20 protein-coding genes and 1 pseudogene are annotated in these 23,251 nt (G+C 38.6%); 13 read left to right on the forward strand and 8 right to left on the reverse strand.

Features of this window, described 5'->3' with window-relative positions; translation table 11 throughout:
• Positions 1-24 precede the first annotated feature (24 nt).
• Positions 25-1,212, forward strand: coding sequence for a DUF998 domain-containing protein (locus ACPWSO_RS12500; RefSeq protein WP_426083845.1), 1,188 nt, complete (start codon positions 25-27; stop codon positions 1,210-1,212).
• A 231-nt stretch (positions 1,213-1,443) separates the two neighbouring features.
• On the opposite strand, the gene ACPWSO_RS12505 is transcribed toward ACPWSO_RS12500, so the two are convergent.
• The 3 genes from ACPWSO_RS12505 to ACPWSO_RS12515 form a co-directional block, all read right to left on the reverse strand.
• The gene (locus tag ACPWSO_RS12505) at positions 1,444-2,619 is read right to left on the reverse strand and encodes an immunoglobulin-like domain-containing protein (protein WP_426083847.1); all 1,176 of its coding nucleotides are present in this window, start codon (positions 2,617-2,619) and stop codon (positions 1,444-1,446) included.
• A 549-nt stretch (positions 2,620-3,168) separates the two neighbouring features.
• Positions 3,169-4,974, reverse strand: a complete 1,806-nt coding sequence (locus tag ACPWSO_RS12510; RefSeq protein WP_426083849.1) for an ABC transporter ATP-binding protein — start codon at positions 4,972-4,974, stop codon at positions 3,169-3,171.
• Entirely contained in the window at positions 4,949-6,691 is a 1,743-nt protein-coding gene (locus ACPWSO_RS12515; protein WP_426083851.1) for an ABC transporter ATP-binding protein, read from the reverse strand. The genes ACPWSO_RS12510 and ACPWSO_RS12515 overlap by 26 nt, the downstream gene beginning before the upstream one ends.
• An 81-nt stretch (positions 6,692-6,772) precedes the next feature.
• Here ACPWSO_RS12515 and ACPWSO_RS12520 point away from each other — a divergent pair, with 81 nt between their 5' ends.
• From ACPWSO_RS12520 to ACPWSO_RS12540, 5 genes are all read left to right on the forward strand, one after another.
• Positions 6,773-7,606: a MerR family transcriptional regulator gene (locus tag ACPWSO_RS12520; RefSeq protein ID WP_426083853.1), complete on the forward strand. Its 834-nt coding sequence runs from the start codon at positions 6,773-6,775 to the stop codon at positions 7,604-7,606.
• A 477-nt stretch (positions 7,607-8,083) separates the two neighbouring features.
• Positions 8,084-8,470 (forward strand): hypothetical protein, encoded by a 387-nt coding sequence (locus ACPWSO_RS12525; protein WP_426083855.1) that lies wholly within the window; start codon positions 8,084-8,086, stop codon positions 8,468-8,470.
• A 200-nt stretch (positions 8,471-8,670) separates the two neighbouring features.
• Positions 8,671-9,645, forward strand: a complete 975-nt coding sequence (locus ACPWSO_RS12530) for a DUF4767 domain-containing protein (protein WP_426083857.1) — start codon at positions 8,671-8,673, stop codon at positions 9,643-9,645.
• Between the two features lie 367 nt (positions 9,646-10,012).
• Positions 10,013-10,270, forward strand: coding sequence for a hypothetical protein (locus ACPWSO_RS12535; RefSeq protein ID WP_426083859.1), 258 nt, complete (start codon positions 10,013-10,015; stop codon positions 10,268-10,270).
• A 43-nt stretch (positions 10,271-10,313) separates the two neighbouring features.
• Complete coding sequence (locus tag ACPWSO_RS12540) at positions 10,314-10,523, forward strand: hypothetical protein (protein WP_426083861.1); 210 nt, start codon at positions 10,314-10,316, stop codon at positions 10,521-10,523.
• Between the two features lie 76 nt (positions 10,524-10,599).
• On the opposite strand, the gene ACPWSO_RS12545 is transcribed toward ACPWSO_RS12540, so the two are convergent.
• Entirely contained in the window at positions 10,600-11,454 is an 855-nt protein-coding gene (locus tag ACPWSO_RS12545) for a sce7725 family protein (RefSeq protein ID WP_426083863.1), read from the reverse strand.
• Positions 11,454-12,125: a hypothetical protein gene (locus ACPWSO_RS12550; protein ID WP_426083865.1), complete on the reverse strand. Its 672-nt coding sequence runs from the start codon at positions 12,123-12,125 to the stop codon at positions 11,454-11,456. Before ACPWSO_RS12550 ends, ACPWSO_RS12545 begins: the two co-directional genes overlap by 1 nt.
• Positions 12,126-12,519: 394 nt before the next feature.
• On the opposite strand from ACPWSO_RS12550, the gene ACPWSO_RS12555 reads away from it, so the two are divergent.
• Positions 12,520-13,770, forward strand: a complete 1,251-nt coding sequence (locus ACPWSO_RS12555) for a coiled-coil domain-containing protein (RefSeq protein WP_426083867.1) — start codon at positions 12,520-12,522, stop codon at positions 13,768-13,770.
• A gap of 521 nt (positions 13,771-14,291) precedes the next feature.
• Here ACPWSO_RS12555 and ACPWSO_RS12560 read toward each other — a convergent pair.
• On the reverse strand, positions 14,292-15,464 hold the full coding sequence (locus ACPWSO_RS12560) for an AI-2E family transporter (protein ID WP_426083869.1): 1,173 nt from the start codon (positions 15,462-15,464) through the stop codon (positions 14,292-14,294).
• 294 nt (positions 15,465-15,758) lie between these two features.
• Here ACPWSO_RS12560 and ACPWSO_RS12565 point away from each other — a divergent pair, with 294 nt between their 5' ends.
• The 3 genes from ACPWSO_RS12565 to ACPWSO_RS12575 all read left to right on the forward strand — a co-directional run bounded on the left by ACPWSO_RS12565 (position 15,759) and on the right by ACPWSO_RS12575 (position 18,801).
• Complete coding sequence (locus tag ACPWSO_RS12565; RefSeq protein ID WP_426083871.1) at positions 15,759-17,132, forward strand: hypothetical protein; 1,374 nt, start codon at positions 15,759-15,761, stop codon at positions 17,130-17,132.
• A gap of 55 nt (positions 17,133-17,187) precedes the next feature.
• The gene (locus ACPWSO_RS12570) at positions 17,188-17,955 is read left to right on the forward strand and encodes a hypothetical protein (RefSeq protein WP_426083873.1); all 768 of its coding nucleotides are present in this window, start codon (positions 17,188-17,190) and stop codon (positions 17,953-17,955) included.
• 237 nt (positions 17,956-18,192) lie between these two features.
• Entirely contained in the window at positions 18,193-18,801 is a 609-nt protein-coding gene (locus ACPWSO_RS12575) for an HAD family hydrolase (RefSeq protein ID WP_426083875.1), read from the forward strand.
• Between the two features lie 93 nt (positions 18,802-18,894).
• On the opposite strand, the pseudogene ACPWSO_RS12580 reads toward ACPWSO_RS12575, so the two are convergent.
• Positions 18,895-19,841, reverse strand: a pseudogene (locus ACPWSO_RS12580) (LacI family DNA-binding transcriptional regulator).
• A 122-nt stretch (positions 19,842-19,963) separates the two neighbouring features.
• Between ACPWSO_RS12580 and ACPWSO_RS12585 the strand changes: the two are divergent.
• Both ACPWSO_RS12585 and ACPWSO_RS12590 read left to right on the forward strand, forming a co-directional pair.
• Positions 19,964-20,764 carry a Cof-type HAD-IIB family hydrolase gene (locus tag ACPWSO_RS12585; protein ID WP_426083876.1) on the forward strand — a complete coding sequence of 267 codons (801 nt, stop codon included), beginning with the start codon at positions 19,964-19,966 and terminating at the stop codon, positions 20,762-20,764.
• Between the two features lie 173 nt (positions 20,765-20,937).
• On the forward strand, positions 20,938-21,387 hold the full coding sequence (locus ACPWSO_RS12590; RefSeq protein WP_426083877.1) for a hypothetical protein: 450 nt from the start codon (positions 20,938-20,940) through the stop codon (positions 21,385-21,387).
• Between the two features lie 227 nt (positions 21,388-21,614).
• On the opposite strand, the gene ACPWSO_RS12595 is transcribed toward ACPWSO_RS12590, so the two are convergent.
• Positions 21,615-22,079, reverse strand: a complete 465-nt coding sequence (locus ACPWSO_RS12595; protein ID WP_426083879.1) for a MerR family transcriptional regulator — start codon at positions 22,077-22,079, stop codon at positions 21,615-21,617.
• Positions 22,080-22,204: 125 nt separating this feature from the next.
• Here ACPWSO_RS12595 and ACPWSO_RS12600 point away from each other — a divergent pair, with 125 nt between their 5' ends.
• A complete protein-coding gene (locus ACPWSO_RS12600; RefSeq protein WP_426083881.1) occupies positions 22,205-22,936 on the forward strand; it encodes an SDR family oxidoreductase in 732 nt (243 codons plus the stop codon).
• Positions 22,937-23,251 lie beyond the last annotated feature (315 nt).

Raw genomic sequence — 23,251 nt, forward strand, 5'->3', positions numbered from 1 at the left:
CTAAAGTAAAGGGGACAGGGGTATATGGATAAAGAAGCGGAATTTCAGGTTCCTCAGGAAATTATTGAGCAGCTGGAGTTTAATAAAAAAACAGAAATTGATTTAGATGTGGCTAACGGCAAAGTGATAATTCGAAAAAAGGAGAAGACTGCTGCCGGACAAACGATATCCTTACGAGGATTTATACTGCCAACATTATTGGCTACTCTTGTTTTTTTCCTGTTTTTCTATTTTAAAGAATACAAATATGTTCCCTTGGTAGGCCGTCTTTCTATCGGGGAGCTGGTAAGTACAGTAGGAGTGCTTACTGGAATCGCCACTCTGGTTTTTTCATTTATAGGAATAAAAAAAGGCCGAATTGTTTCACAGGCTAAAAACTTATATTGGCGAAATTTTCCTGCAATTGTGATTTCTTTTTCGATTATTCTATTTTTAGGCTCACTCTTTCTGTTTAAACTTCTAGGCTATATGTTTCCTGGGATTGCTTTTGATTTATTTACCTCTACACTGTTCTTCTTTTTAATTATGGCTATGGTGAATTACCTGATGATATATATAGTGATGGAGTTGTCGCCGATGCTTTTGACTAATATTTTAACCGTAGTGATTGTCGGCGGCGTTTTAGGCGCTATGCTGACAAATCGGGAAAAGCAGTGGTGGCAGCATAATTTTAGTTTTCTTGGAACGATGGAGGCGACTAGCAGATGGCAGTTTAATCTGACGCTGATTCTGTCTGCTGTTCTGATGATTGCATTAATCGACTATCTTTTTGTTAATCTAAAGCAAAGATACGGTGGTTTGCGGTTGTCGATTTTACGCTGGCTATTGATTCTTACAGCCCTTAATTTAGGTGGAGTAGGGGCTTTTCCATACAAAGAGCATTCGATTTCAGCAGTCATTCATAATCAGGTGGCTGCTAATCTGGTGTACCTGATTATTATCTTAATTATAGGGATGTACTGGCTGCTGCCCAAGGTTACCAAAGAATTTCAAATAACTTCTTATGTTATTATGGGATTTCTGGTTGCTACAGTTGTTCTTTTTCAGGTTGTTCATTATTTTTCATTAACAGCTTTTGAATTTGTGGCTTTTCTGATTGCATTTGTCTGGCTGTTGATGCTCTTCCAGTATCTGCAAAAGCTGGTGCTTGACAGTACACAAAGAGCTTATATTCCTGTGTATTTGAAAAATGACGAGAGGGAGCAGCGATGAGCAGCTTTGCTTATGTAAAAGAAAAGATAAATGGATAAATTATTTTATAAAGTGAGAAACACATGAAGAATTCGTGATGAATAACGGCTGAAAATTTTTGCTTGTGTTGATTATTAAAAGGCTGCAGCATATCGGTATATCGATGCTACAGCCTTTTATTTAATTTGCGAAGTGTCATTTTTAAGTGTTTGCTGGACGTTCATTACTGAATACCTTTTCCTTCTCTATAGTTTATGCATATGCTAATACCATTAAATTTATGTCCGGTGTGATACAGGTTTGAAGAGTGATTCGCTCACCGCCGCCGGTTCCAACTGTTAAGTCCCAATGGTTTGCGCCAGAAGCTAAGTCGTTTCCATAATCATCTACGGTCAGAATTGACTGGACAACATAGTCTGTCGAAGTCCCGGCACTATCTGTTACTGTGATAACACTGCCTGTGCTTAAGCTTAAAACAGAAGCAAATATTCCTGGATTGTGTCCAATAAAGTGAGTATTTTGACCATCTACCCCTGATTGAACGGCTGCTCCGCCCCAAGTTGAAGCAGTGCCATAAGGGTTGCCGTCGATAATTGCCTGACCGCTGCCTGTTCCGCCATTTTGATAAGGAATTGGAACGCCAAGAAAATTCAGTGTATTGGCACTGTAAACTGGCGCTGGCGGTTGAGTAGGTTCTGCCGGCGGGGTAGATATGGTTGGGATTTCTTCTTCTGCAATGGGAGCTTGACTGATTTCTGCTGGCGGTGTTTCAGGGATAGGTTCGTCGAGTGGGATGGCGGGCTCTTCTGGGGGAGGGGATTCGGCTATGATAATCTCATCAGCCACAATGATGGTTCGGTCCTTAGCGATGTGATTGCTGCTGCTGTCAGTTACGCTATAGGTTAGTGTATACGAGCCTGCACTTGAAGTGTTTACTTTACCTTTTACGACCACCTTTTCCTTAAGGTCGCCATCAACATTGTCTGTTACTGAAAGCTCTGACAAAGGATCAAATGGAGTGCCATGTGGAATCGTAAGATTTTTAAAAGTTAAGTCGGGGGGTGTTCTATCAATGAAGGTGATGACAGCCATATGCTTCTCGTAATTGCCGTTTTTTGCCATTTGTTTATAAAAGACATAGCGTTTTTGTGGTTTATCCGCCTTCAACAGCTGGTCACGTTCATCTTCAAGCTTAATCGTTTCTGGAGCTAATCTGAGCAGTTCATAGAAGCTGACTTCTTTTCCTACCTCAGCCCGTTCGTATCGAAGTGTTAGGGGAGCATCTGTTGTTTTTCCAGTTTGTGTTTCGGAAGCTGCGGTTGATTTGATAGAGGGAGACAAAATTAATGATGCCAGCCAGAAAAGATAACCTGCTGAAAATAGCAGACTGGCTATCAATCCCAGCTTTGCAAAACCCAGCTTTTTCATAGTGGTTCTTCCTTTCTTTTGATGAACGTAGTTATCTGACTATTCTAATAAATACATAGATTTCCCTCCTTTATAAAAAATAGTTAAAACCCAATCTTTAGAGAGGATGATAAACTTTCCCTAGTAGAAGTTTATCATTTTCATAGTTCATAATATATTTCTGAAACATTCAAAAAAGTTTATTATTTTTAAAAAAACTAAAAAATATAACAAAAATATATTTTTGTTATATTTTTATTTATTTATTTTTCCGTAAGTATAACAAACTATTTGCCATTTTTTTGATATAAATGTTAAACAAAAAAAAGAGATATCTTTAAAAAGTTTTTGAAAAAGTCTTTTTTCAAAAAAAACATCCAAAACTGCAAGAGTTTCGGATGTTTTCAAAAGATAAAGTTTTTTTCCTTATAAAGATATATAAACCGTTTTATAAAGCTCTTATTTTTACTCAGATAGTAGCTCGACTGCTTAAATCGTGTGAGAAAAATGATTTCTAACGAATTTAGCTATGCTTGTACTCTTGGGCTTTTCTTAACAGCCTGATGATTATTAGGTTGGAGCAAATTGACTGTTGTATAAATCTGCATAAAAGCTTTTCTGCGCCAGCAGCAGCTGATGATTGCCTTGTTCAATAATAGCACCATCCTTCATTACGAGGATTAAATCTGCATTTTTGATGGTAGATAAACGATGAGCAATGACAAAGCTGGTACGGTTTTCGGTTAGATGATCCATTGCTTGCTGTATCAATTTTTCTGTTCGTGTGTCAACACTGGACGTTGCCTCATCCAGAATAAGGATATCAGGATTAGCCAGAATGGCTCGTGCAATAGTCAAAAGCTGCTGCTGCCCTTGGGAAATCTCGCTTCCTTCCGAAGAGATAATTGTTTTGTAGCCATCAGGCAGCGTTCGGATGAAATGATCACATTGAGCAGCCTTAGCTGCTGTAATAATTTCCGGCATAGTCGCCTCTTGCTTGCCGTAAGCAATGTTTTCAGCGATTGATCCTTGGAATAGCCAAGTGTCCTGAAGAACCATCCCAAATTTTCTACGAATATCAGCGGCTGCGAATTGAGAGGTATCCATTTCGTCCACAGTGATTTGTCCGCCGCTTAATGGATAAAAACGCATTAATAGATTAATCATCGTTGTTTTTCCAGCTCCAGTCGGGCCCACAATAGCTACAGTCTGTTTTGGTTTTACAGTAAAATTGACATCCGTCATTAGCTGATTTTCCGATGTATAGCCGAAGGCAACCTTATGGAAAGCTACTTCTCCTTTTAGTGTTGCAGGAACAGGCAGCGGCTGAGTCGTTTCTACTTCTTCTGCAGCGTCGAGTATTTCAAAAATCCTTTCCATAGCAGCTAGGGCACTTTGTAAAGTATTGATGATATACGAAGCTTGAGTAATCGGTTCAGAGACTTGATTAATATATTGCAGGTAGGCTTGAATCAAGCCAATGGAAAGCTGACCGCTGATGACTAAAAAGCCGCCAACAACTGCACTAATAACAAAGCCAATCTGATTAATGAAACGGATGAGCGGATTGATTGCAAAACTAACAAACTGGGCTCGCTTAAACGCTTCAAACTGCTGATCATTCAGCGCAGTCATTTCCTGCTCTACTTCTTCTTGACGGTTATACGCTTTGATAACTAAATTACCAGAGTAATATTCCTCCGCTTTAGCTCCGACATCTCCAAGAGCCTGTTGATTGGCTGCAAAATAGACTTGATTGTGCATGGCTAGTTTTTTTGTTATATAGCTGCTGAGCACGAGAATAATCAAAATGCCAATAGTCAGTAATGGACTGAGTATCAACATAGTGACAACACCAAATAAAATGCTGATGACAGCTGTGATTAACTGCATCAAACCGACCTGCAGCACCTCAGAGACTTTGTCCAGATCTAGAATGGTTCGGCTGAGAATATCACCGGTCTTATGCTGATCATAGAAACCGATCGGCAGCCTATTTAGTTTGGCAGTAACTTGTTTACGTAGTGTAAGAGTCAAGGTTTCGCTCACACTAGCCATTGTATACTCCTGAAGCAGAGAGAAGAGACTAATCATTCCCCAGCTGACAAATAACAGGATAATGGGCAACTTGATATTAGTTAACATATTTTCTAGTGTAAAGCGGTTGGACTTGATTAAAAGAATCAAATTATCTAAGCCCCAGCCGACAATCAGAGGGGTGACTGCCATTAAGGCTGAAAAGCAGAAGGCTGAAAAAATGATTAAGATAAATTTTTTCTTTTGGATAATTAACAGCTGGAGTAAACGCCGACTGGTTTGTTTTAGTTCTTTTGGTGAATCGATAGTTTCTTTAGCTTGTTTTTGCGTCATGTCCATTCCCTCCTATTCCTTGTGATACAGCGAATTCCTGATAAGTTTTACAGCTGCTGAGAAGCTCGTCATGACTTCCGCGTCCGACAATCCGGCCTTCATCCAGAACGATAATCTGATCAGCGTCTTTGATTGTAGCAATTCGCTGGGCCACAATAACTACAGCTGCATCTTTTAGAAAAGTTTTTAACGCAGACCGCAGTTTGGCATCTGTTTGATAGTCCAATGCGGAAAAGCTATCGTCAAAAAAATATAAATCTGCTGGTTTAATTAAGGCTCTGGCAATACTTAAACGTTGTTTCTGTCCCCCAGAGAAATTGCTCCCTTTTTGAGCAACAAATGACTGGTATTGATTAGGTAATCCTTCAATAAAGGCTTTCGCCTGTGCAACTTCAGCAGTCTGTTTGATTTGCTCTGGCGTAGCCTGTGGGTTTCCAAATAAAAAGTTATCCATGATTGTACCACTGAAAAGCAGTGCCTTTTGCGGAACATAACTGATTCTCTCTCTCAGCTCCTGTTGTGTTACGCTGCGGATATCTGTATCCAAAAATTCAACGGTGCCTTTCGTAACATCCTTAAATCGTAACAGCGCTTTGGCAATAGTGCTTTTTCCTGATCCAGTTCCGCCAACAATAGCTGTAACCTGCTCCCGATGAATATCAAAGCTAATATCCTTTAAGACAGGTTCTTCTGCCCCCGTATAGGCAAAATCTGCTTGCCTAAAACTTGCTACCAGTGTGGTTTTTGCTGGTTTAAATGTTTCTGAACCATCTTCGATTTCATTTTCTTTATACAGAATCTCTTCAATCCTATGCAGGGAAGTCAGGGCTTTTGGAATCATCACAATAACCATTGCGGCCATCGTCAGAAACCATAAACTTAAGGTTGTGTATTCTATAATCGCGGTAATGCTTCCGACCGGAATCTGTCCCTCACCACTTAAAAAACCGCCGAAAAATAGAATAGCTGTCATTGATAAGCCCATGGTCAGGTTAACCATTGGATTAAGAACGGCAAAAAGGCGATTGACCTTAATCATGACCTGAGAATAGGTAGTGAAAGCTTGATCTGTCCGCTTTTTCTCGTGCTCTGGTGTATCAAATGCTCTAATTACTTTCACACCAGTATACATTTCACGAAGAATACGCATCATTTTATCCACATTCCTCTGCATAATTGCGGCCAGCGGAATTGCTTTTTTTATGACAACGCCGGCAACAATCGAAAACAATAAAATAGCAAGGAGAGGAATCCAAATCATTCGAGGTGAAACAGCTCCAGTTAAGATAATAGAAGCTAGAACAATTAAAGGTGCCGGCAAAATCATTTGAAGTGTCATCATCAGTATCTGCTGAATATTATTGATGTCACTGGTGCTTCTTGCTAATAATGTCGGCGTACCAAATTCCTCAACATCTGTAATCGATAGCTCTTGAGTTTTTCTGAAAAGCTTTTCTCGTAAAAAATGACCAAATTTACCGGCCAGATGAGCAGAATAATAACTGGTTAGGATGGAAAGAATCCCTGTCAGCAATGCCGCTAAAAGCATCCATCCGCCATATTGAAGGATGGCTTGTTTATTTTGTACCAGTATTCCGTCATCGATAATACTTGCTACAAAATGGGGAACCAGAAGTGTTCCAAAAGACTGCAGCGTCATTAAAATAACCACTCCGAAAATCATGCTGGAATAGTTCTTAGAAAACAGCTTGAATTGTTTCATTATTTTTCCTCCTAAAATCGACATACCATGTTAGAATAAACTGTAACGTAACGTTACAGTCAACCCTTTGGAGATGATTTTTTGAAAAAATATTTATCAGTTAGCGAAATGGCTGAATATGCTGGAGTAAGCCGACGAACATTGATTTACTATGATCAGATAGATTTATTTAAACCGAAAAAAACAGGTGATAATGGCTACCGTTATTATAGCTTTGATCAGTACGCAGAACTGGATGTTATTCTCATTTTGAAGGCACTCAATATGTCATTAGAAGACATAGCTGCTTTTCTGAAGCAGAGAAATCCTGAATATACGTTAAAAGAACTAGGCGTTCAACGGGAAAAGGTGAGAGAACGAATCACGAATCTTAAGCAGATTGAAGGAGTACTGGATGAGTATATTCACCGCTATGAAAAAATTCGATCAGTGGATTTTGAGGTGCTGACTTATGATTATCGGGAGAAGGAATATTATGTTGTCTCTGATATGATTGACCACACAGATGAACCATCGGCGTTTCAGGTCTATTCTCATTTTTATTCCCTGATTCAGTCCAGAGATATTTTTAGCGGATACCCCATAGGTTTTTTGACTGAAGGAAGTGCCTTTGAGCAACGGGATATTCACTCCTCTCCTTATCGGGCTTTAATCAGAATTCCCGAAGAAAGGCGGAAAGTATATCCAAATAATCTGGTTATTGAAAAGCCGGCTGGCTACTATGTTTCGGGTTTTGTCAGAGATGATATCCATCATCTGGTAAATTTTTCTGAACGCTTCAAAAAATACTTAAATGAACAGAATCTAGTTATCAATGGAGATATTTGGGAATTGATGTGGCAGGATGAGGTAGCAACAGCTAGCAAGGAGCAGCAGATTTTTGAGGTTATGCTGCCGGTTAAAAGCATGAATTGAGCAATAGGATAGTGCTAACTGGAGATAAAGGGCTGTTTTTATTATGACAAAAATATACTGACAAAAGAAGGATTCTTTCTTACAAATTTTATTAAAATATGTTTAAAAAAGTAAATAGTTTTTGAATAGATTGAGTAGGTAGTAAATCAGTTTCGGAAGCTTTCTAAGAGTTCTCCATGTAGTAGGAGGACAAAGAGTTTGAGATATAACTAAATGTCCAAACTCGGACTTCTCTAACATCCGAATAAACAGTGGGACAGAAGCAACATACTGCAATTCGTTCCGATAGCATCAACTTCTAAGCGCTAAAAGCACTAAGAGTTGAAGTTTTCGGAAATCAGCCGAATTTTTCAAAGTTTAGCACTTCTGTCCCATCCTCATTCCTCCTGTTGTATTTTTCATAAAACCTGCTATTATTTCGATTGATTTTAGCTTATTATAGTAGAAAAGGAGCAACTAAAAAGGGAGTAATGGCGTATGAAGAATATTCAACTAATAAGTAGAAAGAAATATAATTATCCATTGGTGTATGAGTGGATGGAACCAGGAGTTTATCGCTTTTTAGGAGAAGATGATTTAGTAGACAAGGGTAGTTTTGTATTGTCAATGTCGTTTGAGCTGGAAGAAGAATTAGGAGAAGCAGAAGACCATCAATACCCCTTAGAGGATATTCTGGATAAATATGGTGCATTTGTTTCCGAAGTAATTGAGGACAACAATAATACTTCAGTGATGAAGCTAGAGCTGTCAACAGGGGACGACCTGGCAAATATTCAAAAGCTAAAAGCTTTGGCCGGACGTCATGTTTATAATAAAGAGCGCACAGAGAATGGACAAGTCTTTATTGATTTAATGATTGACTGAAGTTGTGAAAATTATCTTATGGTAATAAATTATTGAGGTATAAAAAACGATTTTGCGGATAGAACATAAGGGATAGCGTATAATACCGCTCAAGAGGTATTTGTATGGTTTTAAAGTGACTGTCAAAGTTTTCATTGTTTTAGCAGCAGTTTTAATCAATAATAGAAGAATAGAACGAGGAGTTTTTAGGAGGAAATAAAATGAAAAAAGTGATAATGGGGTTAAGCTTGTGTTTGCTAATGGGGCTGACAGCCTGCTCAAATGGAGGTAAAAAAAATACTACAGATGAAACAACCACATCCAGTAGTATAAGTAAGGAACAGAGTGAGAAATACGAAGCAGCAATAGATGATGGAAAACAAGCAATTGTTGATAAAGAAATCAGCAAAGCAGTAGCTTCTTTTCAATTGGCATTAGAATATAAGACTGATGATAGAGAGGCCAATCAGCTCATATCACAGGCCGAGCTGTATCAAGAGGCGCTTGCCTTAACAGAAGACAAAGAGTACGCTCAGGCACTCAAAAAGCTGACAAAACTAAAAGAAACACGAGGTGGTTCAACCGCTTTGAAGCAATATGGAACTAATCTAACGGATAAAATCAGTAAAGAAGTAAAAGCTGAACGGGAAGAAACGAAGAAACGGAAAGCTACCGAGGAAAGTAAGCAGGCAGAAAAAGAAAAGAACTCTACTGAAGAAAGCAAAGAAGCAGAGAAAAAAGAAGAAACAGATCCTTCGAAAGAAGCAGCTCCTGCAGCTAATTCATTATGGAATGCACAAAAGAGCAGTGCTCTAGGCGCATTCATGATAAGCTGGGGTCAAACAATGGGACAGGCGTATATAGAATATTCCCCATCTTCTGAACTGGACTACTATGGAGTTAAATTCCCTAGTACGTTTGCGGCTGGGAATATTGCTGTAAACGGCGCTCCAGCCAGTGTACAGTGGTCTACTGACGGTTCTGCAAGCAATGTTTACAATGTTGTGGCTATTTACTCAGATGTTCATACTACAAGTGCTATGGAAAGACATTTATACCTGTTTGCCATCTATAATGGTCAGCCGGTTGCTCTGGTGACTATGCAAAATCAAGGGAATAACGAAAACCTAATTTATTTCACACCAACACAAAATGCCGACCTAAGTAATGGATTTGCGCAAATTATCGGCGGCTAGTTAAATAAGCTGTTATGAAAAAACTCATTTTTTATGAGTTTTTTCTTTGCGTTTAGGTGATTAAATGTCTGGGATTGAAAATAAATTCCAATCATTCTGATAGTGAACCTGTCTGTTTTTTTTAGGTAAGGGATGAGATTAAATTAGTAACGGCTGCTTCTAAAATATAAATAAAAGCAGGCAGTAAAAAAAATAAATTTTTTGTTGACAAAAATAAAAGAGAGGTGTATTATGAAAATATAAATAAACCGACAGACGGTCTATGGAGAACAGCAAATTATTCTTTTGCATCACCTCAGCATATGTTGAGGTGAAAAATATCTCAAAAAACGACAGGCAGTCGGTCTTGTGAATAGGAGGAAAAATGATGAATCATACACAAACAATTAACACAGTCGCTGAAAGAAGCCAAGTTGATCCGCAAACCAGTGAAGCTGTAATTAAAAGCTACGAACGGTATTGCGGAAGCAATATTACACGAACATCAAGTAAAAACATGAAAGCGATTATCAGCTTTATTGCAGAGGATTCTTCGGTTGATATGTGGCAGGCAGAATCTGTAATGACGGAACTATTTGCGCTACTGAAAGAACAAGCAAAGAAAAAAATTCCATTTTTTAAATAGGAGTAATCAAAAAAACAAAACAAAAGATAAGGGGAAAAAGAAAATGATGAGAACAAAAGTAATGGTAGGAATACTTGGAGCAATCACATGTTTAGGGTTAGTGTCTCAAGCAGCAGAAAAAGAACTAAACAAAGAAGAGATTAAAAGTTATATAGTAAATAACTTCAAAGAACACGATGAGCGTGATGCATTGATTGACTTTGATAATGATGAAAAGGAAGAACATACATTTTTAGAATGGTTAGGCTTTTAAAGAGCAGCCAAGCAGACACCCTTGAACGACTCTTCAAGGGTGTCTGTTGGTTCCTAACTAGGATAGACACGTTTTTTTAATCCAAGTAGCGTGACATTAGCTCCATATGGTGCATGACAGCAGCCTTACGCATGACTCCCATCCCGGGAAATTTATTTTTTGCAGCGGTCTTCAGTAATAGCTGCAAGCCCGCAGTTACCTGAGAACCGCATAAGATCGTCAGCCAGCGGGTCACTTCCTCCATTAGCTCGAAGAATTTTTCTTTTTGAGAAGGAGCCTCTTCGCTGGAAAGAAAATGGTGGATACGCAGGATATTCTGCTCAAAATAGACAAGATGGAGGCTTAAAATTTTTGAGGGATAGCTATGCTCGTAGTAAATTCGGCTGTCGATAGAGAAATCGCTGAATCCCAAAAATCCTTTTTTATGAAATGTAAGATGAGTTGTTGAAAATAGCTCATCTGGGCATTCCTGATAAAAAAACGTTTTTGGAAGTCGAGTAAAGCCATCCTGAGATAGGATCTTTTCTCCTTGAACTTTATTCAGAAGACGGAATTCTTCAGGAACAACAACTTTATATCGCCCCTCTTGCCAGTCGCTAATCATAACAGGCTGGGCTTCATGAACAATTAGCAGAGGAGGGACTACTTCAATGGTTTCTATCGGCTGTTCAATAATTAATGCTTTTTCGCTCGAAGCAGCTTGAAGCTGCCGCAGCCCTTCCTCTGTGAGGAAATCACCGCTCAGCGGATTTTGAATAAGGTAGAATAGATAATTCTTTTGTTGAGCTAGAGCAATAAATTTTTTCAGTGCGTTGGAATTCTTCACTGGTTCGATAATCGGCAGAATTTTTCGGGATAATAAATCATTTTCCAAAAGAGCGGTCAAAGCCAGTAAATCAAACTGCTTTCCTCTAAAATAGGGATAGTACATCAGCTCTCCTCCAATAAACGCTTTTCCAACTCAAAGTAAGCCGCTCTAGTTGCTTCCAGCTCTTCCTTCAATGCCTCGACCGCCTGTTCATTGACATCTTCGATGAATCGGTCGTAAAAATTGATACCGCCGCCAAATAAATCATATTCAGGCTGCCTTTTTTTTAGCTCTTTATAAAGCTGGTCTGTGGAAAAAACACGTAATCCCCGAGCGGTTTGTTTTGCTTTTCCTACTTCTCTGGCTTGGGCACCAATCAGGCGAAAAATCAATGCTTGTTCATTAACCATCAGTTCTTGACGCTGAGGCTTTTTTTCAATTGTAAAGTAGCCGGGCAATGTCTGAGAATCTGGTGAAAGATATTGATGGTAGACCATTAGGCCGATATGAGCGGGAATCTCTTCTTTTACTTTTTCAGCCAGTGCCTCAGGAAGAACAAAATAATTATAGTTTCCTGCAAAGGAAAGCTTAGCATTGGAACGAAAGTCGGCTTTACTAACCTTTAGCTCATAACAACGCCATTCAAACTTGTTGTCAGCCAGCAAACGGCAGCTCAATGTATCGACAATACCCTGATCCTCCGGCATAGTAACCTCTTCGACAACAATATCGCCATTTTCCCGGCAATAATAATAAAGCACCTCTTCCATCTGCAGCGTTAGGGATGTTTTCATGAGCAGCTCCTTTAAAACTTTTTTATCTACTATAAAACATATGTTCGTAAAAAGAAAGAGCTTTTAATCTTTTTTAAACAAGAAGAAATAAAAAAAAGTTGCTGAAAAAGCCTTAAAAAAACAAAAGCAGAAAATTCTTTTTTTGTTTTTTTCTATAAGTTCATTTAAGGTAGTAGGGTAGCGCTAATTGATTTACTATTATTTTGTAAAAAATAAAAAACATATTATAAGAAACGGAACTATTGGTTGCCTAATGTAGCTAATCTGAAATATTCTTGTAATATTTCTATGTTTGAAATGAAATATGAATGTGTTAGAATCAATTCGTCATAAGGAAAAATTAAGATTTTAATATAGAGGAAATTGTGGAATAAATCAGTCGGAGGAATTAAGAGTGAAGAAACGTATATTTGCATCATTATTAGTATGTTCATTAACACTTACTGTAGCAGTTGCTCCAAGTACAGCGTCAGCAGAGAATATTGATCAGAAGATTGAACAAAAAGATAAAGAGATTTCAGATTTAAAGGCTCAGCAATCAGATTTAGCATCTCAAGTTTCTTCTTTGGAAGCTGATATTGCAGATATTATTAACAAAAGCTCAGAGTTATTAGAAGAGCAGACAACACTGCAAAGCAAATCAGATCAGTTGAAAAAGGATATTGAAACATTAAATCAGCGTATTGAAAAACGTGAAGCAGCAATCAAAAATCAAGCACGTGATGTACAAGTGAATGGTCAAAGTACAACATTTATTGATGCCGTATTGAATGCAGAATCAATCTCTGATGCGATTGGCCGTGTTCACGCTTTTACAACAATCGTTAGTGCAAATAATGACTTAATCAACCAGCAAAAAGCAGATAAGCAAGCTGTAGTAGATAAAGAAGCTGAAAATGAACAGAAACTGCAAGAGCTTGAAGTAAGCAAAGCAGAGCTGGATACAAAAAGAGCGGACTTTGCTACAAAACAATCAAGTCTGAACGTTTTAAGAACCTCTTTAGAGTTGGAACAAGCAACAGCTGAAGGAACAAAAGCTGATTTACAACAACAAAAATCAGCGGCAGAAGCTGAACAAGCTCGTATTGCAGCAGCTCAAAAAGAAGCAGCTGAAAAAGCAAAAGCTGAAAAAACAGCCGCAGCAACTGCTGAAAGCTCTGCAGCAAGTAGCACCGCAAGCTCAGAAACAGCACAAAGTAGTACAGATTCTTCAGAAACAGCGCCAAGTATTGAAGTACCAAATACAGGTGGTTCTACTAATACAGGTAATGAATCAAACAATAGTGGTAACACTGGCGGAGGGATTGTTGAGTCAGGTGATGCAACGTTCATGGCTCTTAACGCTAAACGTGTAGCAAATGGCTTGAATCCCGTTAGCTGGGATGCTGGTTTGGCAGGAACTGCTTCAGCTCGTGCATCATTAATTAGTGCAACTGGTGGAATTCCTTCTGATCATTGGTCTCGTGGAGATGAAGTGATTGCAATGGGATTTGCTCCTGGAGCTATAGTTATTAATGCTTGGTATAATGAAGAAAATATGGTAAGTGCTTCTGGTTCAGGTCACCGTGATTGGGAAATGAACCCAGGCATGACAAGAGTTGGCTTCGGCTATTACGGTGGAGTAATCGTTGGTCATTCCGGCTGAGAATAATTTTACAAGTTTAAACAGACCTTTCATGAAAATGGAAGGTCTGTTTTTTTTTTCAATTATTTAATAAAGTAGGATAGTATTGTTTTTCAATAGTATTAGCTGAGAATCAAGGAAATAAACGGGCTATAATTAGTTACGGAACTGGTAATATTACTAGAATCAAAATACTAATCAATCATTCAAGGAAATGCTAATAAAAGGATTTCCGATATTGATTAGGGCTGATTCCCAGTTTTGTTTTAAATTGGCGATTGAAATTTGACTGAATAGGTATTTCTAAAATAAAAAACCGCCAACAATTTTTTTGAGTCTTTAGAAAAAGGGATAGCCAATGGATGAAATGAAATCGACTAAAACTCTAAATCATTCGCTTTGTTGTCCTTTTCAAAAAAGAACTTGGAACAAAAACCAGAGATTCTCTGTTTTTTTATTCCAAGTTCTGCACTCTTATTCATTTTTTGTCTCATCAACACAACTTGATGTCGAACGATTAATCCTGTATTCGCTGGTCTTTTTTACTTCAAATAGTCATCTTTAGTAAATTCTGTATGTTCATACTTCCCTTTTTCCCCATAAAACCGGTTATAGCGTTGTTTGAACTTACGGAAAAGATAGGTAACAGTGACTTTTATCAAACAATACAGAGGGATTCCGAAAATAACCCCTACCAGTCCAAGCAGCTCACCCATAACTAACAAAACAAGTAAAATTGTAATAGGATGGATTTTTAATTTGTCCCCCATCACTCTAGGAATAACTAAATCACCGTGAATCAGCTGAATGACAAACCAGACGATAACAAACTTGACAACCATAAAGGTAGAGTCCTGAAAGGCAATGATTAGTCCAGGAACAAAGGCAATAAAAGGACCAATATATGGAATAATACAGAGGATACCAGCGGCTAAAGCCAAAACACTGGAAAACTGCAGGCCAATTAAAAGAAAGGACGGCCAGTACATAACTCCTAAAACGATCGACGCAATAATCTGTCCTTTTAAATAGTCGCCAATTTGAATATTAACAATCTGACTGTATTCATCAAAGTCAGCACGAAAGGCAGGAGGAATCATCCGTTTAATCGAAGCATAAAATTTCTCTTTATCCTTCAATAGGAAGAACGCGATAATTGGTCCGGTAAACATAGTTAGAAAAGTTGCAGAGACGGCAGAAAAGACGCTTCCCAGCCCTTGTGCTCCTTTTTCGATATAATCCCCGGCAACGTTACTTATCTTGCTCCAGAGATTCTCCAAGGACTCTGTAGCCTGACTAAATTCATCAGCAAACGGTGTCTTAGCAATTAATGATTCGGTTGTTTTTTGGAAATCATTCAAAATGGAAGGGAATTGTTCGATTAAGTCCTCTGTCTGCTTCTGAATAATCGGAAAAACCTGTAGTCCGCCTAAAAACAGCAGCAGCAGAATCAAAATATATAAACCGGCAATTGCCCATACTCGGGGAATTTTTTTCTCGAGCAGCCGCACAAGGGGATTTAATAAGTAATAAATGATAACAGCAAAAATACCCGGTGCCAATACTGAAATAAAAATAACCCAAAGCGGTTTAAAAATAAAGGAAACTGTGTGAAATAAAAAGATTGTTATTGCCAGCAAACAAAGTGCTGCCAAAGTAAAAATTAGACTTTTCCCACCTAAAAATCGTATCCAGCGATTTTTTTCTTTGTCCATTTTATCACTCCTACTTTAACTCAATGTTATTTTTATTATAGACTATTGTCGGAAGGCTGTAAAAATTTTACTATGTATTGTAGTTTGTGAAGTGAAAAAACCGCTGATTTCTGATGGAAAACCGTTAGCATTTAAAGACAGGAGAAGCCTTCGAGCAAGTTGCAAAGTATGAATGGCTGAAACAGTGCATCTCATAGATTTAAGCCGTTAAAATCAGCTATTCTTTTTACAGTCAGTTTACGGTATAGTTAAATCTGGAATAAAAGGAGAAATAATTAAGGAGGAAAAGGTTGTATGAAGTTTAAAAAGGTGATAAAAAGCATCGTGCTGCTGCCGCTGCTTATTTTTCTGGCAACATTTATTTATGGACTGCTGAGTTTTGATGTTTCAGGGATGGATGAAGGACTTCCTTATGGTCTAATTTATTCTTTTGTAATTATGGGATATGTTTATCTAGCCTATCTTTTAGCATTTGTTCTGAATGGGATTGTTGCTGTTGTATTTCTGATAAAATTCAGCAGAAAATCTGTCAGACTGCAGTTTCTGATTAGTGGGTATTTAGCAGCTTTACTCCTGCTGGTAGCTGTCTGGCTGACAATGGGCTATTCATCATTATTCCCATTTACCGCATTTTTTGCGCCGGGCACCTTGGGAGTATGTGTGGCTAGTATTTTTGTAGCTGCACTTGGCTGGAGCATTTCAAATTATCCTGCTAGTGAAAATAATGAAGCTGAAGCAAAAAAAATTGAAATAAAGTCAGTTGTCTATGGGCTGTTGCTTCCAGTTTTAGCTGTAAGTCTGACTGCGGGCGTCCGGCTGCTGATGGTCATTCAGACAAGCAATAACAAGCATGAAGTCTATCAAGAGGTCATTGAAGCAAAGCTGGCGGAAGCAGGTACAGCAGGTACGGTTAAAGTCATTAAATCCTATGGTTCTGAGGATTATATACAGCTGGATTATGTGTTGACACAAGAAGCCGTGGATGTCTATGGCAAAGGCGTATTAAACCGCGAAAACGCCCAATCAGAATGGGAATTGACCGACAGTACGCTGACTACTTATAAAAATTCAGTTCCAACAATTTTACAAGTTCCGGCGCACTCGGAGGCTGGACAAAGATTTTTAAGCACATTTAGTGAAGCAGTAGAAAAAGCTATTGTATTGTGTGATTTGGCAGATACGCTAGGTATTGATACGCCGCTGGAAGAAAATGAAATTCGTACGGCATATGATTCCCCATATTTTTCCATGAAGACGGAGTCAATTTCATCAGAGGTTGAGGCATGGGCAAAAGAAAATGGAGCGTCTTCTGATAAGGAAAAAGCTGTATTTGATGGTTATGCAGCGTTAACTATTGAACAGTTAATGACCTCACAGACTGTCTCAGCGGTAATTCCAATTCAGCATCCTTATAAAGAGGGCAGCGACTTAGATGAAAGAGAGCAAAATGTTGAAGAATATTACAAGGTCTTGATTAAGGCGATTGATTTTTCTGCTATGGTAGATGGGTATTACGAAATAATTATCGGTAATAGTCACAGAGGACAGCAGATGTTGGTCAAAAATCATAAAGTAGTCGAGGTTATTGAGTCACAGGGCGGTAGCATGCTGAAAAGACCAGAGGACAATCTTGGTAGTTATACCTCCTCAGAATATATGCAGTGGTAAAAAAGAACCATGAGTAAATAAGGAGCAGGGGAAAGTGATAGAAGAAGGAATTTCAATGGAAAAACTAGAATATCTAAAGGTTGTTGACTACTACTTGGAAAAGCTACAAAATATGATTCGAGAGAATGAGAGTCAAAAAATTGCAGCAATCATCTATGAGGATGCCTTTGCAGATATTGCCTGGACTCCATATTTTTTGGAGCAAGTCTATTGTTTGATTCAGATTGAGCATCGACAAATGTCGAAAAATCTGATTGATGCGTTTAAAAGTATCTATGGAAAGAAGCTGGAGTTTGCTAATATAGAACCCTTGAGCATCAAGCAAATGATGATGGTATTGAACTTGTTGGAGCGGTATCTGGCTTCAAATGAAGAAGACTATCACCTGTTTTTCTTAAAAAGCAGCGAGCGGGCGGAAAAAAGCCGTAGATGGCTGGAAGCCACGCTATTTAATCACAGTAGAGTAGAACTATTTGAGACGGAGCTATTTCAAACGCTAGATGAATATATGGATTATTTAGATAGCGGTTATAAACAGTTGCTAGAGCTGCTGAAGAGAGATCCAAACGTCTCTAAATATAGAGATGATGGTACGATACTGGCTTGGATTTTTAACGTTTTATCCATAGTGAACCATGCTGGCTTTGTTTTAGATCGTTTAGATGCTCAGCGGATTTATGCAGTATTGAAGCTAAATGAAATAAATAAGGATACGCCCGCTACTAAACAAGATTTGCCGCAAATGTTAAAAAAAGCTCAAAAGCGGAGTATTTTGAAGTGGTGGAGGCGGCGAAAAAGAAAACCGCAGCTGCAAAGTGAATAGTTGATGTATAGCTGCTTGAAGACCGAGACAGATGGGTTAGGTATTGTGGGAACCACCCCTGTCCCGCTGCTGCTTATTAGGATGATATTAGTGAAAGAAAAGGTTAGGGAGGAGTTATGTCCGCACTCCTTTTAGCTTTCCTTAATTTTTTGGTAGAAAGTTGGCTTTTTTGAATCTGCTGACTTATGATAGAAAATGAGTAGTAATCATAAAATGTAGTGAAAGTGAGGAAGAGTTATGATTAAAAATATTGTTTTTGATGTAGGAAATGTTCTGGTTCGCTACAAGCCAAAGGAATTCATCCGTAAATTTACAGATAATACAAGCCATCAGAATCTGCTGCTGAATGCCATTTTTCATTCTCCTGAATGGATAAAATATGATCGGGGTACTATTACGAAAGCAGCATTAAAAGAGGCGGCCTGTCTAAAACTGCCTGCGATATTGCAGACTACTGCTGTGGAAATGATTGAAGACTGGTACAAGGAAATTAAGCCGATTGCTGAAATGGAGCAGGTACTTTTGAAGTTGAAGGAAAAAGGCTATCAGCTATACATTCTTTCTAACACTTCTCTGGCATTTTATCAGTTCAAGGATAAGATACCTGGTCTGGATTATTTTGACGGTATATTCTTATCAGCGGAATGGCATATGATTAAACCGGAGGCTGAAATCTATAAAACCTTCTGCAGCCATTTTCAATTGGTACCGGCTCATTGCTTCTTTATCGACGACATGCCTTTAAATATAGAAGCTGCTATGAATATGGGGATGAATGGGACGGTTTTTAGAGGAGATATTGAAGAACTGCTGCAACATTTTAACGAAGCTGAAATTACTATATGAGAAATAGTAATGGATACACCTTTGTAAGCTTTAGAAAGTCCAGAGGCATCTCTCTATTGAAAATAAGAAACCTTTAGCTGTCATCGACTAGTCTCAAATGACAACTAAAGGTTTCTTTGCACAATGGACAGGCTTCTTTCCGAAAAGGAGCTGTTGAACGGCCGCTCTGCCAATTTCGGATTGACGAAAATCAATACTCGAAAATCCAGAGAGCCGGCTATAAGGTAAATTACTTTCACCCACTACGACAAAATCGCTCCCATGCTCATAACCGATTTGCTTCGCACCTGCGATGATACCAGCAGCAACCTCGTCTCCATTGGAAAAAATGGCGTCTGGTTTTTCGACAGCTGAAAAGAGTGTTTTGCTTAATTCAAAGCCATCTTCGTATGTTCGAATATGAGGAAAGTAGTTCACCCCTTCAGAGAAAGAACCAAAGTATTTTTTGAAAGTTTCGGCTTTTTTTAACGAACTGACGCTTTCCTGAATGGAACGGTTGACAATAAATCTGACACTTTTTCGTCCTTCAGAAGCAAGATGCCTGAACACTTCTTCATAGGCATACTGACGATCTGGAAATATTGCAGAGACAACAGCTGAGTTGCTTTTTTCAGTTAAAACAACCGGACCAGCAGAGGCGAGCTGGTCGATGGCTTTATCATTACGGGATTGATAAGTAACAATCAGCCCGTCAATAATTTTTTTTGTAGAAGAGAATAGTAATGGCTTTCTGCATCCTTTTCAAAAAAGGTCGGCAGCAGCAACACCTGATAGCCATATTTCTTTGTTTCTAAAAGGATGCTGCTAATCAGCTCATCATAACAGGAATTGTTGTTGTAAGGAATCAGAACGCCAATTGTATTACTGGTTCCTTTGCTAAGATTAACAGCATTTTTATTCGCAATATAATTTGTCTCTGCAATGATTTGATTGATTCGTTGTCTCGTTTCTGAAGAGACATGGGGGTGTTGATTGAGCACGCGGGATACCGTGGAAACGGATACCTTTGCCATTCGGGCAATATCTCTAATATTGGTCACAGCTAATCATCTCCTCTAGCTCAGTATACTGAAAAATTAAAAAAGCGGCTGTCTTTTTTTGCTTGACGTGGAACGCGTTCCAGCGTGTACACTTGAATTATCATAAAATAGGAGGAACAACAATGGCAGTGAAATTGATTGCAGTAGATATGGATGGTACATTTTTAAATGATCAGAAGGAATATGACCGAAAACGGTTTGCTAAAGCTTTCCAAAAGATGGAGGAAAAAGGCATTCGCTTTGTAGTTGCCAGCGGCAATCAGTATTTTCAATTAAGATCCTTTTTTCCGGAGTACGATGAAAGAATTAGTTTTGTTTCTGAGAATGGAGCAAATATTATTTTAGGGAGAAGCTCTTTTTATCACGGACAGATGGAACCCGGGCTTGTTCAGCAGGTTCTTCAAGTGATTGAAAAGCTGGAGCCTAAAAATTTAATTCTTTGCGGTAAAAACAGTGCATATGTATCAGAAGATATCTCACCGGAAACGTTGGCGCTTTCTAAAATTTATTATCCAGAAATTCAAAAAGTAGCTGATTTTAACGAGATTGAAGATACTCTTTTCAAAATTGCACTGAGCTTTGAGACGGAAGCAGTCACAGAAACATTGGCAGCACTGGAAAAGGTATTAGCAGGGCGGCTGGTTCCGGTTTCCAGCGGACATGGAGATATTGATTTAATTATTCCGGGGATTCACAAAGCGAATGGTATTAAACTGCTGCAAAAGGAGTGGGGGATTGCAGATGAGGAGGTAGCAGCGTTCGGCGACAGCGGTAATGACTATGAAATGATAGTCCATGCTCACCATAGCTTTGCTATGGAAAATGGCAGCCCTGTCATCAGAGAAGCTGCGAAAACGATAATAGGCAATAATAATACAGATACGGTTCTGGCAACGATTGAGAAGCTGATAGACCTAGAATAGTTAAGGAAGAAAAGTAAAAGAGCAAAAGCTTGGGTATTTAAAGAGATTAAAGAGTCGAAAATTATGTTAGAAAAAGTTTCTTTGTTCCCCTTTTATTCGTATATGATTTTTGATATGATAGCGGTCAAGTAGTACTGACAGTAGTTGCTAAAAAATGAAATAGGGGGATAATTATGGAAGCTATCAGAATTATTGAAATCAGTGACCGAAAGATGGTCTCGTCGGGAATCGGCATGTTTGGTGAGGAAAAATTTGAGCATTTTGAGCAATGGTTTTCGACAATACCTCGGGATATTTTTCCGAAAGATTTTCTATTTTGGGACAATACAACTAAGGAAAAAGAAGGATTCCATTGGCTATACATTTATGAAGATGGGCTGAGCGTTCCGGCTGAGTTTGAAATCATCGACTTTACAGGGGGCCTGTATGCTGTCTCAACGGGGATTGACCAGCAAACAGATATGGAAGCAATGACCATGGAAGTAGATAAGTTCTTGGCTGAACATGGATTTCAACGGGATCTGTCAAGATTTCAATTAGGGAACAGCTTTACCGCCCCAGCTGCGAAAGAAATTCTGGGTTATGATCAGATGGATTACTACACACCGATAAAAAAAGCTTAGGAGTCGGAAGTATAGCTGCTAACGATAAATAAAGAAGCGGTGACATTAGCACATCACCCGCCTCTAAAGCTGAATAAACAATATGTTAAAAGCTGACTCTTCGGAATTAAAGCGGATTTTCTCAAAAATATAGAATGAGATGAGAATGAATAGTTAGACCAACGGCCAACTGGAGAAATCTGGTTGGTCGCTTTATGTTGTCGGTCATATTAGATTCAGATGATTTCTTACACAGTTTCTTTTTCAACCTGTGCGCCCAGACTTTTCAAATACTCTTTGTGCCACTTGTTGGAAACCTGCCGCGTTCCCGGCTCAAAAAAGATTTCTTCAGTTCCGGCATCCTTGGCTTTTTTATAGTACCATTTCTTCCAACGGAGAAATGCCAGATTTGCTTCCAATAGTTTGATTTTTGTTTCCAACAGCTCTTCCTGCTCAACAATAAATTCGTAGCGTTCCGGCAGGGTTTCTGCACCTTGTACACACCAATTCATAAATTTTGCAATTTCTTTAACGGGAATAGCCGATTTTTTCAAACACTCAATCACTTCAATATAGCCTAAATCATCTTGGGTAAATATCCGCCGGCCTGATGGGGATTTTTTTACAAAAGGCAGCAGCCCCTCCTTATCGTAATAGCGTAAAGTATCCGTTGAGATACCATATATTTTTGAAATTTCTCCGATAGAATACATTCTATTTCCTCCTTCAGATTTGATTATTTAGCAGTAATAAAAAAAGCTGAATCAGTTCTCTTGACTTGGAGTAAGCTCCAACTTGTATACTAAGTATACTTTAACAAAGAAAGCAGGAATTGACTATGAATAAACCATTAGTTGTCATCACTGGAGCAAGCTCTGGATTTGGAGCAGAAATTGCAAAGCTGTTTAATCAGGAAGATTATCCTATGCTGCTGTTAGGCAGACGGAAAGAAAAAATAATGAAGCTGCCGCTAAACTTTGAGAAGGTTGTAGTAGATAGTGTAGATGTAACTGATGGAGAAGCCTTCAAAAACAGCATAAAAGAAGCAGAAGCTGTTTATGGACCCACGGATCTTTTAATCAATAATGCAGGTGTTATGCTGTTGGGAAATGTTCAAAATCAAGAGCCAAATGAATGGAAAACCATGATAGATACCAACGTGCTAGGTGTACTAAATGGCATGCAGGCGGTATTAACAAATATGAAAGACCGAAAACACGGAACGATTATTAACATGTCTTCTTTAGCCGGCCGTAAAACCTTTGTGAATCATGCGGCGTATGTAGCATCAAAGTTTGGGGTGCATGGCTTAAGTGAAACAGTTCGGGAAGAGGTTTCCAGCTATAATGTCCGCGTCTCTTTAGTTGCACCAGGAGCTGCCGAGACAGAACTACTGACACATGTGACTGACCAGCAGGCTCTTTCTGATTATGAAGCCTGGAAAGATACAATGGGCGGTTTTACTATGAACCCTGTGCATGTGGCTGAGGCGGTTAAGTTTATCTATGATATGCCTCAGGAAGTCAATATTCGCGAAATCGATATTGCTGCAACACGGCAGGACGGATAGTACAAACCAATCTAAAATCAGTTGATTTATAAATGAAAAGCAGGATAGAACACTCTCTTTGTGTTATTCTGCTTTTTTAATCTGAATACACGTTGAGATAAAATTTGCTTTTTCGAAAAATTAGCTATTGTGTTTCAAATACAGGGTAATATTCCAACTAGCAACCGATAAAAGAACCAAGATGAAACAACTGCTAGTGATGGAAATCCAAAGTAGAAACAGTTCTCATACTTAAGCATAATGCGGTGTTAAAAATAAACAAAATGAGAATAGACTAACAACAGACAAAAAAGTTTTTCACTTGAAAGTGCAAGG

The sequence above is a fragment of the Enterococcus sp. LJL51 genome (genome assembly GCF_049894025.1).
Lineage (GTDB): Bacteria > Bacillota > Bacilli > Lactobacillales > Enterococcaceae > Enterococcus_L.

What these genes read in the sequence shown, in the direction of transcription:
- ACPWSO_RS12500 (WP_426083845.1), top strand. Translation starts at nt 25, where the DNA reads ATGGATAAAGAAGCGGAATTTCAGGTTCCTCAGGAAATTATTGAGCAG.
- ACPWSO_RS12505 (WP_426083847.1), bottom strand. Translation starts at nt 2,619, where the DNA reads ATGAAAAAGCTGGGTTTTGCAAAGCTGGGATTGATAGCCAGTCTGCTA.
- ACPWSO_RS12510 (WP_426083849.1), bottom strand. Translation starts at nt 4,974, where the DNA reads ATGGACATGACGCAAAAACAAGCTAAAGAAACTATCGATTCACCAAAA.
- ACPWSO_RS12515 (WP_426083851.1), bottom strand. Translation starts at nt 6,691, where the DNA reads ATGAAACAATTCAAGCTGTTTTCTAAGAACTATTCCAGCATGATTTTC.
- ACPWSO_RS12525 (WP_426083855.1), top strand. Translation starts at nt 8,084, where the DNA reads ATGAAGAATATTCAACTAATAAGTAGAAAGAAATATAATTATCCATTG.
- ACPWSO_RS12530 (WP_426083857.1), top strand. Translation starts at nt 8,671, where the DNA reads ATGAAAAAAGTGATAATGGGGTTAAGCTTGTGTTTGCTAATGGGGCTG.
- ACPWSO_RS12535 (WP_426083859.1), top strand. Translation starts at nt 10,013, where the DNA reads ATGAATCATACACAAACAATTAACACAGTCGCTGAAAGAAGCCAAGTT.
- ACPWSO_RS12540 (WP_426083861.1), top strand. Translation starts at nt 10,314, where the DNA reads ATGATGAGAACAAAAGTAATGGTAGGAATACTTGGAGCAATCACATGT.
- ACPWSO_RS12545 (WP_426083863.1), bottom strand. Translation starts at nt 11,454, where the DNA reads ATGTACTATCCCTATTTTAGAGGAAAGCAGTTTGATTTACTGGCTTTG.
- ACPWSO_RS12550 (WP_426083865.1), bottom strand. Translation starts at nt 12,125, where the DNA reads ATGAAAACATCCCTAACGCTGCAGATGGAAGAGGTGCTTTATTATTAT.
- ACPWSO_RS12560 (WP_426083869.1), bottom strand. Translation starts at nt 15,464, where the DNA reads ATGGACAAAGAAAAAAATCGCTGGATACGATTTTTAGGTGGGAAAAGT.
- ACPWSO_RS12565 (WP_426083871.1), top strand. Translation starts at nt 15,759, where the DNA reads ATGAAGTTTAAAAAGGTGATAAAAAGCATCGTGCTGCTGCCGCTGCTT.
- ACPWSO_RS12570 (WP_426083873.1), top strand. Translation starts at nt 17,188, where the DNA reads ATGGAAAAACTAGAATATCTAAAGGTTGTTGACTACTACTTGGAAAAG.
- ACPWSO_RS12575 (WP_426083875.1), top strand. Translation starts at nt 18,193, where the DNA reads ATGATTAAAAATATTGTTTTTGATGTAGGAAATGTTCTGGTTCGCTAC.
- ACPWSO_RS12585 (WP_426083876.1), top strand. Translation starts at nt 19,964, where the DNA reads ATGGCAGTGAAATTGATTGCAGTAGATATGGATGGTACATTTTTAAAT.
- ACPWSO_RS12590 (WP_426083877.1), top strand. Translation starts at nt 20,938, where the DNA reads ATGGAAGCTATCAGAATTATTGAAATCAGTGACCGAAAGATGGTCTCG.
- ACPWSO_RS12595 (WP_426083879.1), bottom strand. Translation starts at nt 22,079, where the DNA reads ATGTATTCTATCGGAGAAATTTCAAAAATATATGGTATCTCAACGGAT.
- ACPWSO_RS12600 (WP_426083881.1), top strand. Translation starts at nt 22,205, where the DNA reads ATGAATAAACCATTAGTTGTCATCACTGGAGCAAGCTCTGGATTTGGA.